This window comes from Maritimimonas sp. 2210JD6-3 (genome assembly GCF_056591795.1).
On the sequence record NZ_JBWQOJ010000007.1, the window covers coordinates 1 to 17,636 of the forward strand.

The 17,636-nt window shown below is 33.2% G+C and carries 18 protein-coding genes and 1 tRNA gene; 8 read left to right on the top strand and 11 right to left on the bottom strand.

Features of this window, described 5'->3' with window-relative positions:
- Nucleotides 1-67: 67 nt before the first annotated feature.
- A complete protein-coding gene (locus AC1EUY_RS04945; protein ID WP_480194399.1) occupies nt 68-2,428 on the bottom strand; it encodes a sodium-translocating pyrophosphatase in 2,361 nt (786 codons plus the stop codon).
- A gap of 100 nt (nt 2,429-2,528) precedes the next feature.
- Nucleotides 2,529-2,610, bottom strand: a tRNA-Leu gene (locus AC1EUY_RS04950).
- A 139-nt stretch (nt 2,611-2,749) separates the two neighbouring features.
- Here AC1EUY_RS04950 and AC1EUY_RS04955 point away from each other — a divergent pair.
- From AC1EUY_RS04955 to pth, 3 genes are all read left to right on the top strand, one after another.
- Nucleotides 2,750-3,691 (top strand): ribose-phosphate pyrophosphokinase, encoded by a 942-nt coding sequence (locus tag AC1EUY_RS04955; RefSeq protein WP_480194400.1) that lies wholly within the window; start codon nt 2,750-2,752, stop codon nt 3,689-3,691.
- Nucleotides 3,692-3,707: 16 nt separating this feature from the next.
- Entirely contained in the window at nt 3,708-4,355 is a 648-nt protein-coding gene (locus AC1EUY_RS04960) for a 50S ribosomal protein L25/general stress protein Ctc (protein ID WP_480194401.1), read from the top strand.
- Nucleotides 4,356-4,511: 156 nt separating this feature from the next.
- On the top strand, nt 4,512-5,078 hold the full coding sequence (gene pth / locus AC1EUY_RS04965; protein WP_480194402.1) for an aminoacyl-tRNA hydrolase: 567 nt from the start codon (nt 4,512-4,514) through the stop codon (nt 5,076-5,078).
- On the opposite strand, the gene glmS is transcribed toward pth, so the two are convergent.
- From glmS to AC1EUY_RS04980, 3 genes are read right to left on the bottom strand one after another with little or no spacing between them, the layout of a single operon-like run.
- On the bottom strand, nt 5,079-6,932 hold the full coding sequence (gene glmS, locus AC1EUY_RS04970) for a glutamine--fructose-6-phosphate transaminase (isomerizing) (RefSeq protein WP_480194403.1): 1,854 nt from the start codon (nt 6,930-6,932) through the stop codon (nt 5,079-5,081).
- 11 nt (nt 6,933-6,943) lie between these two features.
- Entirely contained in the window at nt 6,944-8,491 is a 1,548-nt protein-coding gene (locus AC1EUY_RS04975) for a DUF4270 domain-containing protein (RefSeq protein ID WP_480194404.1), read from the bottom strand.
- A 29-nt stretch (nt 8,492-8,520) separates the two neighbouring features.
- Complete coding sequence (locus AC1EUY_RS04980) at nt 8,521-9,327, bottom strand: glycogen/starch synthase (protein WP_480194405.1); 807 nt, start codon at nt 9,325-9,327, stop codon at nt 8,521-8,523.
- A gap of 104 nt (nt 9,328-9,431) precedes the next feature.
- On the opposite strand from AC1EUY_RS04980, the gene panC reads away from it, so the two are divergent.
- Genes panC through AC1EUY_RS05000 form a run of 4 tightly spaced genes read left to right on the top strand, consistent with a single transcriptional unit; the run spans nt 9,432 to nt 13,411 of the window.
- Nucleotides 9,432-10,274, top strand: coding sequence for a pantoate--beta-alanine ligase (gene panC / locus AC1EUY_RS04985; RefSeq protein ID WP_480194406.1), 843 nt, complete (start codon nt 9,432-9,434; stop codon nt 10,272-10,274).
- Between the two features lie 28 nt (nt 10,275-10,302).
- Nucleotides 10,303-11,271 (top strand): lysylphosphatidylglycerol synthase transmembrane domain-containing protein, encoded by a 969-nt coding sequence (locus tag AC1EUY_RS04990; RefSeq protein WP_480194407.1) that lies wholly within the window; start codon nt 10,303-10,305, stop codon nt 11,269-11,271.
- Nucleotides 11,271-12,200, top strand: a complete 930-nt coding sequence (locus AC1EUY_RS04995) for a GYDIA family GHMP kinase (protein ID WP_480194408.1) — start codon at nt 11,271-11,273, stop codon at nt 12,198-12,200. Before AC1EUY_RS04990 ends, AC1EUY_RS04995 begins: the two co-directional genes overlap by 1 nt.
- A complete protein-coding gene (locus tag AC1EUY_RS05000) occupies nt 12,197-13,411 on the top strand; it encodes a BaiN/RdsA family NAD(P)/FAD-dependent oxidoreductase (RefSeq protein ID WP_480194409.1) in 1,215 nt (404 codons plus the stop codon). Before AC1EUY_RS04995 ends, AC1EUY_RS05000 begins: the two co-directional genes overlap by 4 nt.
- A 58-nt stretch (nt 13,412-13,469) precedes the next feature.
- Here the strand turns inward: AC1EUY_RS05000 and AC1EUY_RS05005 are convergent, their stop codons facing one another.
- The 4 genes from AC1EUY_RS05005 to AC1EUY_RS05020 all read right to left on the bottom strand — a co-directional run bounded on the left by AC1EUY_RS05005 (nt 13,470) and on the right by AC1EUY_RS05020 (nt 15,833).
- A complete protein-coding gene (locus AC1EUY_RS05005) occupies nt 13,470-14,252 on the bottom strand; it encodes an MIP/aquaporin family protein (RefSeq protein WP_480194410.1) in 783 nt (260 codons plus the stop codon).
- 2 nt (nt 14,253-14,254) lie between these two features.
- Nucleotides 14,255-14,881 (bottom strand): low molecular weight phosphatase family protein, encoded by a 627-nt coding sequence (locus AC1EUY_RS05010; RefSeq protein ID WP_480194411.1) that lies wholly within the window; start codon nt 14,879-14,881, stop codon nt 14,255-14,257.
- Nucleotides 14,882-14,911: 30 nt separating this feature from the next.
- On the bottom strand, nt 14,912-15,403 hold the full coding sequence (locus AC1EUY_RS05015) for a DUF6428 family protein (RefSeq protein ID WP_480194412.1): 492 nt from the start codon (nt 15,401-15,403) through the stop codon (nt 14,912-14,914).
- A gap of 97 nt (nt 15,404-15,500) precedes the next feature.
- On the bottom strand, nt 15,501-15,833 hold the full coding sequence (locus AC1EUY_RS05020) for an ArsR/SmtB family transcription factor (RefSeq protein ID WP_480194413.1): 333 nt from the start codon (nt 15,831-15,833) through the stop codon (nt 15,501-15,503).
- A 21-nt stretch (nt 15,834-15,854) separates the two neighbouring features.
- On the opposite strand from AC1EUY_RS05020, the gene AC1EUY_RS05025 reads away from it, so the two are divergent.
- Nucleotides 15,855-16,736 carry an energy transducer TonB gene (locus tag AC1EUY_RS05025; RefSeq protein WP_480194414.1) on the top strand — a complete coding sequence of 294 codons (882 nt, stop codon included), beginning with the start codon at nt 15,855-15,857 and terminating at the stop codon, nt 16,734-16,736.
- A gap of 65 nt (nt 16,737-16,801) precedes the next feature.
- On the opposite strand, the gene AC1EUY_RS05030 is transcribed toward AC1EUY_RS05025, so the two are convergent.
- Both AC1EUY_RS05030 and AC1EUY_RS05035 read right to left on the bottom strand, forming a co-directional pair.
- Entirely contained in the window at nt 16,802-17,035 is a 234-nt protein-coding gene (locus tag AC1EUY_RS05030) for a hypothetical protein (protein WP_480194415.1), read from the bottom strand.
- A 61-nt stretch (nt 17,036-17,096) separates the two neighbouring features.
- A complete protein-coding gene (locus AC1EUY_RS05035) occupies nt 17,097-17,441 on the bottom strand; it encodes a MotA/TolQ/ExbB proton channel family protein (protein ID WP_480194416.1) in 345 nt (114 codons plus the stop codon).
- Nucleotides 17,442-17,636 lie beyond the last annotated feature (195 nt).

The window sequence follows — 17,636 nt, forward strand, 5'->3', positions numbered from 1 at the left end:
AGTGTCTAAAAGAAAAAGCACAAACCAAATGGTTTGCGCTTTTCATAAATTATATTTTTAAAAATAATTATTCCTTATGCTCAGCTATTAAGTTATCTACCTCATCACCTTCAACAGTTTCAACAGTCACATCTTTTTTACCATTAACTTCTGTAGTGGTAATAACCGTTGCGTTTTTTTCTCCATTCCCTTTTTTTACCAATACTTTCATTTCAGTAGTATCAGCAACCGTTTGATTAATTTCTGTAGTAACTGTTGCATGTGCTTCCTCAGAAGTATGTCCTCCTAAGATTGGAGCTATTACCAAACCAACTAAACACGTAAGTTTAATTAAGATATTCATAGAAGGTCCAGAAGTATCTTTAAAAGGATCTCCAACTGTATCACCAGTTACTGCTGCTTTATGTGCATCTGACCCTTTGTACGTCATTTCTCCATTGATCTCTACACCTGCTTCAAAAGATTTCTTCGCATTATCCCAAGCACCACCAGCATTGTTTTGAAAAATAGCCCACATAACACCAGAAACACAAACTCCTGCCATATAGCCTCCTAATGGTTCAGCGCCGAATAATAATCCAATAATAATTGGTGTAATAATCGTAATTAAACCTGGTAAAATCATTTCTTTTAGAGCAGCTTTCGTAGAAATATCAACACACTTCGCATATTCTGGAGTTCCAGTACCTTCCATAATTCCTGGAATTTCTCTGAACTGACGACGAACTTCTTCTACCATTTCCATCGCAGCTTTACCAACCGATTGCATTGCCAATGCAGAAAATATTACTGGGATCATTCCTCCTACAAATAGCATAGCTAAAACATCAGCTTTAAAAATGTTAATTCCATCAATTCCTGTAAAAGTAACATAGGCTGCAAACAATGCCAACGCTGTTAATGCAGCAGAAGCAATTGCAAACCCTTTACCTACAGCTGCTGTTGTATTACCAACAGAATCTAATATATCTGTACGCTCACGAACGTGAGGTTCTAATTCACTCATTTCAGCAACACCTCCTGCATTATCAGCAATTGGTCCAAATGCGTCAATAGCTAATTGCATTGCTGTTGTCGCCATCATTGCTGAAGCCGCTAATGCCACACCATAAAATCCTGCTAAAGCATACGAGCCGTAAATTGCCGCTGCAAATAAAATTACAGAAGCAAAAGTAGATTTCATTCCTACAGCTAAGCCCGCAATAATATTGGTTGCTGCGCCTGTAGAACTATTTTGAACAATGTCTAACACTGGTTTTTTACCTAAACTTGTATAATAGGCAGTAACCATAGAGATTAAGGCTCCTACTGCTAAACCTATACAGGCAGCCCAAAATACATTCATTGATGAAACATCTTTTAGACCTTCACCAAAAAAGTTCATCTGCATCGTTTCTGGTAACATCCAAGTAATTAAAAAATAACTTGCAGCTAATGTGATAGCAATGGCCACCCAGTTACCCATATCTAAAGCTGCTTGTACCTGTTTCTCTTTAGCATCATTGTTCTTTATTTTTACTAAGAACGTTCCTATAATCGAAGCTAAAATACCAACACCTGCTATTACTAGTGGTAATAAAATAGGTCCCATATTATTAAAAGCATCTGTAAACTGAGTCGTCGCCGACATATCTTTAATAATATAATTACCTAATACCATTGCTGCTAATACGGTAGCAACATACGAACCGAATAAATCGGCTCCCATACCTGCAACATCACCAACATTATCACCAACGTTATCAGCAATTGTAGCTGGGTTACGAGGATCGTCTTCAGGGATACCTGCTTCAACTTTACCTACTAAATCTGCACCTACATCTGCGGCTTTTGTGTAAATTCCTCCACCTACACGCGCGAACAAAGCAATAGATTCAGCTCCTAGTGAAAATCCTGCTAGTGTTTCTAAAACGACCGTCATATTACCATAAAAACCACCTTCTTGTCCCATAAATTGACCCAAGAAGAACCAGAATAATAAACTCAACCCCAATACTGCTAATCCTGCAACACCTAAGCCCATTACGGTTCCGCCTCCAAAAGATACTTTTAGTGCTTGTGGTAAACTCGTCTTTGCGGCCTCGGCTGTACGAGCATTTGCTTCTGTAGCGATGCGCATACCTACATTTCCAGCTAAAGCAGAGAAAACAGCTCCTATTATAAACGCTGGTACGATCATCCAGTGTGTTTGAACACCTTCTATTGTAGAAATTCCGAATAAAGCAGCAGATGCAATGACAACGAATATAAAAAGCAAACGATACTCAGCTCCTAAAAAGGCCAATGCACCTTCTTTAATCGCTTTAGAAATGCTTTGCATTTTTTCATTTCCAGCAGCTTGTTTTTTCACCCAAGCCATTTTTATCATCATAAAAACTAAGCCTAAAATCGCAAATGCAATTGGCACTAAGATTATGTTTGATTCCATTCTATATAGTATTAAGTTAACTTTTGTTTTAAGCCGTGCAAAAGTAACAAAACTAAGGAGATTAAAAAAATAAAAAAACCTTGCTTTTACGCAAGGTTTGTACTCGAGGTGGGAATCGAACCCACACTCCCGAAAGAACTGGATTTTGAATCCAGCGCGTCTACCAATTCCGCCACTCGAGCATTTGGTATAAAAATGGGCTGCAAATCTAAAAAAATATTTTTAGAACCCATTTAAAATATTCAAATATGAGCCGTACACTTCTTAAATAATTTTTACTTTTGTCTGCAACACAAAAACCTTTCAACACAACATAACAACATGAAACAAAAAGTACCCAAACCTAAACTTTTTGCCTGTGAACAATCTGAAATCTTAGCCCAAAAAATTGCAGAAGCGTATGGTGGAAAATTAGGAAAATCTAGAAAAAATATCTTTAGTGATGGTGAATTTCAGGTATCATTTGAAGAATCTATTCGAGGTCGTAGAATTTTTATCGTTGGTTCTTCTATCCCTCCTTCAGATAATTTGATGGAAATGCTTTTAATGATTGACGCAGCTAAACGCGCTTCGGCAAGGCATATTACAGCTGTAATTCCTTATTTCGGATGGGCACGTCAAGATAGAAAAGACAAACCTCGTGTGCCCATAGCAGCTAAAATGATTGCAAAATTGTTAGAATCTGCAGGTGCTACTAGAATTATCACCATGGACTTACACGCCGATCAAATTCAAGGTTTTTTTGAAAAACCTGTTGATCATTTATATGCTTCAACTATCTTTTTACCAGAAATAAAAAAGATGCAATTAGACGATATCACTATAGCATCACCAGATATGGGAGGTTCTAAAAGAGCGTACGCGTACTCAAAATTTTTAGAAAGCGAGGTTGTAATTTGTTACAAACAGCGGAAAAAAGCGAATGTGATTTCTCATATGGAGCTTATTGGTAATGTAGAAGGTAGAAATGTGATCTTAGTTGATGATATGATTGATACTGCAGGAACTCTTACCAAAGCTGCTGATTTAATGATGGAACGAGGAGCAAAAAGTGTACGCGCAATATGTACACATGCTGTATTATCAGGAGAAGCTTACGATAGAATTGAAAAATCTCAATTAGAAGAACTCATAATCACAGATACAATACCCTTAAAAAAACCATTATCTAAAATAAAAGTTGTAACTTGCGCGCCCTTATTCGCTGATGTTATGCATAAAGTACAGAGTAACAAGTCGATAAGTGATCAATTTTTAATGTAAAAAACTTAAACAAGTAATGAAATCAATTACGATCAACGGATCTCAAAGAGAAAGCGTGGGTAAGTCATCAACGAAAGCCTTACGTAATGCTGGAAAGGTTCCTTGCGTGTTATACGGAGGAGAAAAACCAATACACTTTTCAGCAGATGAATTAGCATTTAGAAATTTAGTGTACACTCCAAATGTTTACACAGCGTCAATTGAGCTAGATGGGCAAAAATATGCCGCTATTATGCAAGATATTCAATTTCACCCAGTGACCGATAAAATTCTGCATGTAGATTTCTACCAATTATTTGATGATAAGGAAGTTACCATGAATATTCCTGTGAGTTTAGAAGGAAACGCACCTGGTGTAATTGCTGGTGGTATATTACGCTTTCCTAATAGACACTTAAAAGTACGTGCTTTACCTGCTAATTTACCTGATTTTATCACAGCTGATATTTCTAAATTAAAGATTGGTGATAAAGTATATGTTTCTGATGTATCAAATGATGAATATTCTATTCTACATCCAGAAAATATGGTAGTATGTCAAGTAAGGATGGCAAGAGCTGCTATTGTTACTGCTGACGATGAAGATGAAGATGAAACTGAAGAAGGTGCTACTGAGGCAGCTGCGGAAGGTGCTGCTGCACCTGCGGAAGGCGCTGCTGAATAAACAGCAGTCTTTAATTCATATAATTAATTACAAGAAAAGCTTCGCTATAAACGCGGAGCTTTTTTAGTTTAACAGTTATAGTATATTTGTGTAATGCAACGTATTGTTTCTTTTTTTAAAACCCTGTTTAGGAAGAAAATTACTACCGAAAAACTTATGAAAAAATATCTTATTGTCGGTTTAGGAAATATTGGCTCAACATACGACGAAACGCGTCATAATATTGGTTTTAAGATTCTAGATGAACTAGCTAAAATAGAAACAATAAATTTTGAAACTCAAAAATTAGGTGATATCGCAAAATTTAGATTTAAAGGAAGAACCTTTATTCTATTAAAACCCTCAACTTTTATGAATTTAAGCGGTAAAGCAGTCAAGTATTGGATGGATAAAGAAAAAATCGCTCTTGAAAATATTTTAGTTATCACAGACGATCTAAATATTGCTTTTGGAACTATTAGATTAAAAGCAAAAGGAAGTGATGGTGGGCACAATGGGCTTAAGAGTATAAATCTGGTATTAAATACACAAAAGTATGCACGCTTTCGATTTGGTATAAGTGATGAATTTTCAAAAGGACGACAAGTTGACTATGTATTAGGTACATGGAATGAAGAAGAACAAAAAAAATTACCTGAACGTCTTGAAAAAGCAGTTCAGGTAATTAAATCTTTTGGTACCGCTGGTTTAACAAATACCATGAATACTTTTAACGGAAAATAACTACTCTACCGTAACTGATTTTGCCAAATTTCTTGGCTGATCTACATTACATCCTCTCATTACCGCAATATGGTACGATAATAATTGTAATGGTATTGTAGTTAGTAAAGGCGTAAAGGCTTCCTCAGTCTCTGGTATTTCTATTACGTGATCAGCAATTTCTTTTACTTGCTCATCTCCTTCTGTAACAACTGCAATAAGTTGCCCCTTTCTAGATTTTATTTCTTGAATATTACTTACCACTTTTTCATAATGTCCTTTTCTAGTCGCAATCACTACAATAGGCATGTTTTCATCAATCAAAGCAATAGGACCATGTTTCATTTCTGCAGCAGGATACCCTTCAGCGTGTATATATGATATCTCTTTTAATTTTAAAGCACCCTCTAAAGCTACTGGAAAATTGAATCCTCTTCCTAAATACAAGAAATTCGAAGCATCTTTATACACTTTTGAAATTTCTTGAACGTGATCATCAACAGCTAAAAGTTTCTCAACTTTACCAGGTATTAATTCTAACTCTTGTAAGTGTAATCTATAATCAGAACTAGACATAGTGCCTTTTGCTCTAGCTAATCGTAAAGCGATTAAACTTAATACAGTAATTTGTGTTGTAAATGCTTTTGTAGAAGCCACTCCTATTTCTGGACCTGCATGCGTGTAAGCACCTGCATCTGTTTCTCTCGCAATAGAAGAACCAACCACATTACAGACACCAAAAACAAAAGCTCCTTTAGATTTTGCCAATTTTATAGCAGCCAACGTATCAGCCGTTTCACCAGATTGAGATATCGCTATTAGAACATCTTTTTCAGTAATAATCGGGTTTCTATATCTAAATTCAGATGCATACTCTACTTCAACTGGTATTCTGGCGAATTCTTCAAAAATGTATTCGGCTACTAACCCTGCATGCCAAGAAGTACCGCAAGCAACGATTATAATACGATCAGCATTTAAAAACTTTTTCATATTATCTTCTACACCAGCCATTTTAATAATAGCTTGTTTAAGTAGCAAACGTCCTCTATACGTATCTGTAATTGCTCTTGGTTGTTCATGAATTTCTTTCAACATAAAATGGTCGTAACCACCTTTTTCTATCTGCTCCAAATTCATTTGAAGTTCTTGAACTTCAGGAGTCACCAAAGCATCATCTTTAATTCTCCTAACCTTAATATCTTTTCCAACTCTAATGATTGCTATTTCTTCGTCTTCTAGATAAACCGCATCTTTTGTGTATTCTATAAATGGAGAAGCATCTGAAGCTACAAAATATTCTTCTTTATCTTTACCAATACCAATCGCTATTGGACTTCCTAAGCGTGCAACAACAATTTCATTAGGTTTATTTTTATCAAAAACAGCAATTGCGTAAGCTCCAATAACTTGTTGTAAAGCAATTTGCACAGCTTTTCCTAATTTTACATTGTTTTGTCTTTTAACTTCCTCAATAAGATTTATTAAAACTTCTGTGTCGGTATCACTTGTAAAAGTATAACCACGTTTAATAAGCTCTTTTTTAATGGTATCATAGTTTTCAATAATACCATTATGAACGATTACTAAATCTCCAGAATTAGAAACATGCGGATGTGAATTCACATCATTGGGTACACCATGGGTTGCCCAACGTGTATGACCGATACCAATAGTACCACTAGTAGTTATTTCATTATCAACTCGTTCAAGTAAATCGCTGACCTTACCTTTAGTTTTAGACAGTTTAAAATCGTCACCATCATAAAGTACAATTCCGGCACTATCATATCCTCTATATTCGAGGCGCTGCAAACCATTAATTATTATTGGAAAAGCTTCTCTATGACCTATATATCCAGTTATTCCACACATAGCAATGTTTTTTAGTTTTCTGTATAGTAGATTCTCAATTGAATTCTCTCATTATCATCCACGGGAAGATTTCCTTTTAAAACAACACCTTTTACATTCCAACTAAAATCTCTAGTAATAGTATCTGTAAATGAAAGTACGTTATCTGTTGGATGATATGCTTTTAATATGAGTTTAGAATTTTCTAATGTACTATTTTCGGCTAATAGATCCGAAATATAGTCTGTAATAAAGAAACGATATCTTTCAGGTTTACCATCATCATCATTTTGTAAAAAACCTCCAATACCTAAGACTTGTGCTTCTGAGATTACATCTTTTATAACAGTATTATCTTCTTTATAAAGATATAATCTACTGGGCACACCTATAGAGGAAGAATCTTGAATGTATAAATCTAAGATCGCACCATTAATTAGCCAATTTCTATTTCTGTATTCATCAAGATCAATTCCATCAAATAAAGTAATTTCAGCATTACTACCAGCAGATCCCTGAACAAAAATTTTATCTGAACCAGCGTCGAAATTTTTATCAGCAAAATTCAAGACTTCAGCACCCGTATAATCTCTATTGTAGTTACTTGATGAAACTCCAGACAAGGGTAATATTAGTGTCTGCTTTGTCTTTACTGGTACATTTTGATCATTTGTAGTACCATTGCCGTTCAAATCTTCATCACTTTCATTAGTAAGCACTTCGTTTGTATAATACACTGTTATATTAGCCCCAGCAGTATTAAGAGTCATTAAAGAACCTCCTTTATCATTTATTTCTTCGGGAGAAATTTTTATCCCACGAAAATAATTAGAGAAATTAGTTACTGAAGATAAATCACTAGAAGTGGCGTTCGTAATTAAAATCTGAGTTATTATATCTTCATCTAACGGTAATTTAATTGAAGGTGCCCTATTCTCTCTAAATATTGTATCTAGACTTTCTTGTTCAGTAAAAAATGGCCTTTTTATTATAAGAACTGTATCATTTTTATTGGGTTTAAAAGTATCATAAAATAACACATCAGAAGTATTATACAATTCATTAGAATAATATCTTTTATTATCAGTAGGGTTGTTCGGATCTAACGTATTTAAAAATGTAGTAAGCCTAGCAACTTTTAATTTAAATTCTGTTTCTCGGTCACCAAAGATAGAATCAAGGGTAAAATCGACGCCACCGTTTTCATTATTTTCACTATTACGAGTAGCAAAATAAGGAATTTCTAAAATAACAGTATCTAAAACAGGGTTTAAGCCAAAATCAACCCCATTAGCTGGTAAGCCTAATTGACTTATTAAAGATGCTTCTAATTTTCCAAAATTATCTTTTTCATCAATTAAAACTCCAAGATTTCTAGTAGTTAATCCATCGACTCTCGAAGCTTTAACATTATTAGTATTTGCAATAACATTAAAGTCTTCAAAATCTGTATTGAATAAATTATTATCAACAATATTCACTCCTATATTTTCAAAATCTTTTTCGCAAGAAATAATGCTAAATAAGACAAAACAAAATACAACTACAGCTTTTAAACTGTTCAAAAATTTAGTTGTCATAAATAAATCTATCTATTATAAAAATTAATCTATAAAACTTGGGTTAGGTAAAAGTTGGAATAAGCTTCAGAAAAATCATCAAGTGGTTGATATTCTAATGCTGGAGTATTAGAAGCCGTTATGTGATCTACGATCTCTTTTGGTAAATCTTCACTTGCCTTAATCACTGCATCAGAATTCTCTATTGCAATTTTTAAAAGGTTTGTATGACTTGATTTATTTAAAGATTGTAGTTTATCTTCAGATATAGAATCAAATTGAATTTTCTCTATCATTTTTTCTCCTAGAGTACCATTAAATTCATTGTTATAAATAGAAGTTACTATTTTACTTTCTGAAAATAAAGGATCATTTTTATAATACTCTCTAAGATATAATGGTAAAAGTGAAGCCATCCATCCATGCACATGAATAATATCTGGTGACCAATTCAATTTTTTTACAGTTTCAATGACTCCTTTAGCAAAAAATATGGCACGTTCGTCATTATCTGAAAATAATGTACCATTTTCATCGGTATATAATGCCTTACGTTTAAAATACTCTTCATTATCAATAAAGTAAACTTGCATCCTTTCTTTTGGTATTGAAGCCACTTTAATAATCAAAGGCATATCCATGTCATTAATTATTAAATTCATTCCAGACAATCTAATTACTTCATGTAGTTGATGTCTGCGTTCATTTATTACTCCAAACCTGGGCATAAATATTCTAATCTGTGCCCCATTATTGTGCATGTTTTTTGCTACCTCAAAAGAAGTTGTGGCAGTTTCGTTCTCTGGCAAATAGGGGATAACCTCAGAAGAAACATACAATATTCTCTTATCTTTCATAAATCCATTCTAGTTATGGGTATGCAAAAGTACAAAAAATTAAGCACTTTTAGGTCTAAAAGTAGTAAGTTTACCCGCTTTTAACTAGTAATTAACATTCTTTCATGGAGGTTTTTCGCACAACCCTGAAACTACAAAATTATCTCTCAAAAAAAAAGAAAAATTATTCTGTTGGATTTGTTCCTACTATGGGAGCACTTCATAAAGGTCATTTATCATTAATACAAAAAGCCAAAAAAGAAAATAAAATTGTTGTAGTCAGCATTTTTGTGAACCCTACTCAATTTGACAATATTTCTGATTTAGAAAAATACCCGCGTACGCTTGAAGCAGATGTAGATCTTCTTAAAACTATAAAATGTGATCTTGTTTTTGCGCCATCAGTAAAGGATATTTATCCTGAAAACATAAAATCAAAGCGGTTTTATTTTGATCGATTAGAATATGAAATGGAAGGAAAACACAGAAAAGGGCATTTCGATGGCGTAGGAACTATTGTAAAACGACTTTTTGAAATTGTAAAACCAGACAAAGCTTATTTTGGTGAAAAAGATTTTCAACAACTACAAATCATTAAAAAAATGGTAGAAAAACACCATTTATCAGTAAAAGTAATTGGTTGTGCTATTTATCGAGAAAATGATGGGTTAGCAATGAGTTCACGCAACACTCGATTAACTAAAAAACACAGGCAAGCAGCACCTTTTATTTACAAAATACTCAAACAATCTAAAGCTGATTTTAATAAAAAATCGATACCAGAGATTACGAAATGGGCAACTAAAGAGTTTAAAAACAATCCAGACCTCGAACTCGAATATTTTGAAATCGCTAATGCAAAAACTTTAAAAACTGCTCGCAGAAAACAGAAAAAAAATAAATATAGAGCGTTTATTGCAGCGTATGCAGGACAAATTCGACTAATCGATAATATAGCCTTAAATTAATTACTTTTGCTGGCGAAATTTATACCTATTGAATCCAAAACTAAAAAAAGTACTTTTTGCATTAATACCCATAGCTATTGGTATTGGTATTATTTGGTATTTTTTGGCTCAATTAACGCCAAAGGATAAAAATGATATTATAAATTCATTTAAAACGGCAAATTACTGGTGGGTAGCTTTGTCGTTATTATTTGGAATTTTAAGTCATTTTTCAAGAGCATACCGTTGGCAATTTTTATTAAAACCTCTTGGGTATCGTCCTAAATTTGCCAATAGTTTTATGACTGTTTTAATGGCATATTTGGTGAATTTAGCATTACCTAGAGCTGGTGATATTGCCCGTGGAACTGCAATTTCAAAATATGAAAATATTCCGTTTGAAAAAGCCATAGGAACCATTGTAGCAGAACGTATTGCAGACATCATATTGTTATTATTCATTATCGGAGTAGCTTTTGTTTCTCAAGCAGAATTAATTAAAAGTTATCTTTTTAAAGAAGATTCTAATCGTCTAACATCTATACTTATTTTGTTTGGAATTATTGTTCTTGGTTTGATAATTTTAAGACGTATTCAAAAAGCTAAAAGTGGATTTTTACTTCGAGTAAAAACTTTTTTTAATGGACTTATAGAAGGTGCCCTTAGTATTACAAAAATGAAAAACAAGTGGGCTTTTATTTTTCATACCATTTTTATTTGGGTAATGTATGTAGCTATGTTTTATGCGGCAACTTTTGCCATCCCTGAGACTTCAAACTTACCTTTTTCTGCCATTATTGTAGGTTTTGTTGTTGGTGGTTTAAGTATGGCTTTAACAAATGGAGGTTTAGGCACCTACCCCGTTTTTGTGGCGAGTGCATTGACTTTATATGGTGTCGCAGAAAATCCAGCAAATGCTTTCGGATGGATTATGTGGACTGCCCAAACCTTAATGGTAATTGCTTTTGGCGGTTTATCTATGATATTACTACCTATTTATAATAGAAAACAGAGTTAATGACAAGGTTCTACAGTAACGGCAAATTGTTACTCACTGGTGAGTATTTGGTACTTGACGGAGCTAAGTCACTGGCACTACCCACTCAAAAAGGACAATCTCTAACTATTCAAGCTATAAAAGAACCGAAACTAATTTGGGAAAGTTTTGATGAAAAAGGTAATCAATGGTTACAGGTAGCGTTTGACTTACCAAAACTGAGAATCATTTCTGAAACTTTTAACTCAAATAAGGAAGATGGTAGTGATTCACTAGCTTTAAGATTACAAGAAATTCTTTTAAAAGCAAAAAATTACAATCCTCACTTTCTTACAAATAAAACTGGGTGGTATGTAAAGACAATTCTTGATTTCCGAAGAGATTGGGGTCTTGGTTCCTCATCAACCTTGGTAAATAATATTGCCCAATGGGCACAAATAGATGCTTTCGAATTGCAATTCGAAACTTTTAAAGGGAGTGCTTACGACATTGCATGTGCGCAAAATAATACACCAATATGCTATCAATTATTAGATGAAAAACCGACTGTGCGGTCTGTTTTATTCAATCCCGATTTTAAAGCGCAACTTTTCTTTATTCACCTCAACAAAAAACAAAATAGTAGGGAAGGTATAGCTCATTATCAAAAATTTGAGGGTAACAAGCATACTTTAGTAGAAGATATTTCGACATTGACAAATGAGATTTTAAAAACAAAAACACTGAAAGATTTTGAAATAATCTTACGAGAGCATGAACGCATTATTTCTTCAGTAATCGATCAAAAACCAATTCAACAAGTTTTATTTTCTGATTACTTTGGGCAAACAAAAAGCCTTGGCGCCTGGGGTGGTGATTTTATATTGGCAACTGGTAATAATAAAACATCTAAGTATTTTAAAAATAAAGGTTTTCAAACTGTGATTCCGTATCAAGAAATGGTTTTATGAAACAGCAAGTAATTGTTATCGGAGGTGGTGCAGCTGGTTTCTTTACAGCCATAAACATTGCTGAAACAAACCCTAATCTACAGGTAACCATTCTTGAAAAAAGTAATAAAGTACTTCAAAAAGTGAAAATTTCTGGTGGCGGTAGATGCAATGTAACCCATGCTTGTTTTGACCCAAAAGAACTGGTTGAATTCTATCCCAGAGGAAAAAAAGAATTGCTAGGCCCATTTCATCAATTTATGACAGGCGATACCATGCAATGGTTTGAAGATCGTGATGTTAAACTTAAAATTGAAGAAGATAATCGTGTATTTCCTGTTTCAAATTCTTCTCAAACCATTGTTGATTGTTTGGTAAATAGTGCCCAAGTAGCTGGAGTTGAATTACTACTGAATCAAAATGTCAAGAATATATCAAAACAAGAGGAGCAATTTGTGGTAAAAACAGATTTACAAGAGTATAAAACTGATAAACTGGTTATTGCAACAGGTAGTAGTAACAAATTTTGGGGTATTTTGTCAGATTTAGGTCATCGTATTATACCTCCTATTCCTTCCTTATTCACATTTAAAATTAATGATTCAAGAATTAAAGCAATTCCAGGCGTATCTGTACCAAACGCTACAGTACAACTTGTAAGTTCAGATTATATCAGTTCAGGACCTTTACTTATTACGCATTGGGGAATTAGTGGCCCTGCAGTGCTTAAACTATCTGCTTTTGGAGCATTATTTCTGGCAGAGAAAAACTATCAATACAATGTACTTGTTAATTGGGTTTCTAAATCTAAAAATGAAGTATTAGAATTTTTGAAAAGTAGTAAACTGCAACACACTAAAAAGCAGGTTGTTCAAAAGTCACCTTTTCAAGAAATTCCCAAGCGATTATGGGAAAATCTAGTCAATGCTTCTCAAATCGATCCAAATCAAAATTGGGCCGATATAAGTAATAAACAACTAGAAAGTCTAACAAATCAATTAACAAACACCATTTTTAATGCGAATGGAAAGTCAACTTTTAAAGAAGAGTTTGTCACCGCTGGAGGTATTGATTTAAAAGAAGTGAATTTTAAAAGATTTGAGAGTAAACTTCATAAAAATTTATTCTTTGCTGGCGAAGTATTGAATATAGATGCTGTAACAGGTGGATTTAATTTTCAAAATGCTTGGACAGGTGGTTATATTTCTGGAAAAGCAATTGCTATTGACTAGCACGTCATTGCGAAGCAAATCTTTGATTTGATATGGCAATCTCTTAAAATAGATTACTTCACTTCGTTCGTAATGACGGCACTAAAAACTTGTTAAAGAAAGCAGCTAATGTTCCACCCACAACAGGTGATAAGATATAAACCGTAAAAAAACTAAATGACACAGCTGGAAAAGCCGCTGAATTCCATCCAGCAAAGTAAGCAACTACTCTGGGTGAAAAATCTCGAGCCGGATTAAACCCTCCTTGTGTAAAGGGAGCAATTAAGCAAATCAAAACTGTGACTGTTAACCCTATTAAAAGTGGAGTAAAGTTATTCACCTGTTTAGGTTTTCCGGTTAGTCTAAAGATTACAAATACTAAAATAAAAGTACCTATACCTTCCATAAAACAAGCTTGAAGATGAGAAACTGAGAATCTATCTTCAAAACTAGGATTCGGAAAATATTCTCCAAACATCATGGCTGATCTGTATGAATCATTGCTCCCACGTATAATACCATTTAGCTGTTCATAGCTACTAATCGCTTCCGCGAAAACGAAATACAGGATTACTGAACCCAAGAGCGCGCCTAAAAATTGTGCTATCAAATACAAAGGAAGCTTTTTGGCTGTAAGTTGTTTATTAAAAAACATAGCAATACTTACTGCAGGATTCAAATGAGCTGGGCATAAACTTCTAACAGCGAATATGGCCATCGCAACACCTAATCCAAAAATAATAGCAACACCTAACAAATCTAAGGCTCCGAAAACTACCGAAACCGCTACAGCTCCACAACCAAAAAAGACCAATAATAAAGTACCTAGAAACTCACCAAAGTATTCTTTTAAGGCATTCACGTCTATTTTATTTTTGAAAAAACGTATTTCATTTCTGTAGCTATTTGCATACTACGTTCTAGGTATTTTTCTACTTGTAATTCAGTACCATCAAAAGTTTTGGGGTCTTCATAAGTAATTGAAATTCTTTTTTCTGCTTTGTCAATAAACGGACAATTCTCTTCCGCTTCTGAACAAACCATTACTGCAATAAATCTTGATTTAGGATTAAAATCATGATCATACACTTTTGAAAACCCTATAACGGGATGGGCGCTTTTTGCAAATTTGATTGCATATACTGGATTTTCACAATGAGCAATTGTACTTATTTGAAATCCATTATTTTTTAAGGTCTCCACCACCATTGGAAAAAGTGCCGTTGCTTCTGTTCCTCCAGAATAACAATGTACATAACGAACTTTAAAATGTCTAGCCATGGTTTGCGCCCAGATCTGTGCTAAATGACTCCTTCGAGAATTATGAGTGCATATAAAATTTAACCGAACATCAACTTTTACGTCAACTTTGTTTTGAATGTAATGAATTAAGGGTTGTAATACTTCTTTTCGTTCTTTACTAATGGTATTTACATCAATAGATGCTATTAACTCTCTAAGCTCTCTTAAAAGTTTATTTTTTCTCTTCATATTAAGTTATTCTTTACGTAAGAAATTGATTTAGCAACAACCTGAATTAGGCGTACAGCATCCGTCAGCAGTATCAGCAAGTACAGTTTCGGGAACACCACATTCATCTTTTGCTTTACAATCTGTCTTAGGCACAAATAACTTAATTAGCACTTTATCTAAAGTTACCTCAATGTTATTAATTTCTAAACTGGCTTTATGAAAATTTGCATTACTATATTCAAATTTAGTTGCTGCATTTTCATCTAATGGGTGAATTTCACTCACTTTTTCAAGTATAGATAACGCTTTACCTGCTTGCATAAAATTACGTTTATCAATTTCTTTCGGACTTTCCCATAATTGGATAATTGTTTCATTCCAAGCATCACTTCTACCACCGCAATCGACCGATTTAATGCTTGTGTTTTTAACTTCGGTAATATGATAATTTGCTCTAACAAATTCACCGTCACGATATTCAAAAAGTAATTCTTTATTAGAATTTTCTTTTAATACATTCAAAAATTCTTGTGTTTTCATAATAATAAATTAATTTATTTATTCTATTTGTTATTTCTTTAGTCTGTGTTTTATATTATAATCGTAATTTTACGATGGTTAAATTCAAAAAAATAGCCTAACAACATTTAATAGCCTTAAAATCTTCTTTAAATAGTGTAGCAAATAAATCTTTTGCTTTTTGCCAATTTTTTTGATGGATACAATAGCGAATTTTCGGTGGATTTACTTCTCCTTCAATCAAGCCAGCATCTTTTAATTCTTTTAAATGCTGCGAAATAGTCGATTGCGCTAAAGGAAGTTGGTCAACCAAATCACCTGTATAGCAACAACTCTGATTGCTTAAATGTTTTAGAATTACCAATCGAACAGGATGCCCTAATGCCTTCGCATAACGCGCCAACTCAGTAGATTCTTCAGAATATTCTATATGTTGTAATGTTTTATTCATAGTTCATCGCAAATATACGATATGTTTTTAAATAAAACCATTATTTTTGAAAAAATTATTGCCATGAAACTTATTGCTTCTTCACTATTTATACTATTCATACTTAACATTTACGCTCAAGAAGTTGCTTTTTTTGACCGAAGCTTCCATAAAAGAAGTCCGTTTAAGGACATAGGAAACAAACGGATATATTTTATAAAAGATAGTATCGTCAAAACAGAAGATTATAAGAAGAATAAAATTTATAGAAAAGGAAAGTTCTATGGATTTTCGAATTTAAAAAATTTAGATGCCTTCATTAGGTATAATGCTAGTAATCAATACCACCAATTCGATAGTTTAGAAACACAAAACAGATATGGTGTTGTTGATTATTATAATAAAAGGGAAAAATTAATACGAAGAGAATTTTACAAAGAAAATTCAACAAAATACATACAAGTTTGGAATGAAAAAGGTGATTCTCTATTAGTAAAAGGAAGCGGAACCTTTGTTAAGAATTATCCAAAAACAAATGAAATTTTTTTTCAAGTATTTAAAGATTCCATAGAAATAGAGTCGTACTATATTAGAAATAGTAAAAATGATACCATTTTTCGTAAAGTAGATAAACGTGCCTACCCTAAAGAAGGTTTACAAAATTTCTATCAAAATTTAACTAGTACTATTAACTATCCAGGATTGGCTCTGATGCTTGGTGTAGATAAAAAAATCACCATACAGTTTATTGTCGATGAATCTGGAAAATTGACAGAATTCATTCCAATTAGCCACCCCTCACATAATTTTGAAAAAAAAGCAATAAAAAAGTTAAAGCAAATGCCTGCATGGAATCCTGCTATTTTAAATGGTAAACCCGTTAAAACAAGGTTTAGAATACCTATTACATATAGACTAGAATAATGACAAATTTATCTTAATTTATAATTGTCAAATCCTTTTTGTCTGATTAGGTCGTCTATCTAAAATCAAGCAACTTCTCCCCTGTGGGGTTTTAAAGCATCTCGTACTAAAAGCATATCTTTTTCATCGACAACCATAAATGCCATTGAAATAACTTCAGAAGTTATTTCGACTGCTATTTGGTATGTGTTAAGATTTTCTATTTGTGCATATTCTTTTAAATGCACTACATGGTGTTCGGCTGTTTTCTGAGCAGCAGGCCCTCGAAAATCCCAGATGAGTTTTATTTTTCTTTCCACAATACAAAGATATCCTTCTCAATTCAGAAAAGGATATCTTAAACAACTATTTTGAATTAGTTTATTTTTTAGTAAGTGTTAGACCTATCAATCCGAGCCTAGCTATCAAAAACACTACCATACCAAAAGTTGGCGATAAAAGTGCTACTTTTAATCCAGCCGCAAGAATATGTGGCGAAACATTACTAGAAGCTTCTATTGAATCGAAAGCGCCAATGAGTCCGAGCATTTGACCTAAAAACCCCCACACCAATACAAACAAGCTTAAATGTTTTATCAAACCAACTGCTTTTGTATTCTCCTCAGGCTTTAGAAATGCTTTAACTAAAAATACAATAATTGCTATTAAGATAATGAGTGTTGTGTACATAAAAAGAGGCCCACCCTCATTTAATAAATTTGACATTAGATACATAATTGAATTTTTATTATTAATACATCAAATCTATTTCATTGATGCTTCACTCAATTTTAATTTCGACCGTTTACAAAAATTAAGACCTATTCAACTGTTTTCTTATCCTTTTACAAAAAAAGTATAAAATTTGTTAAATACGACCTTTATTCTGAATTCTATCGTTCAAATTATACTAGATTAATA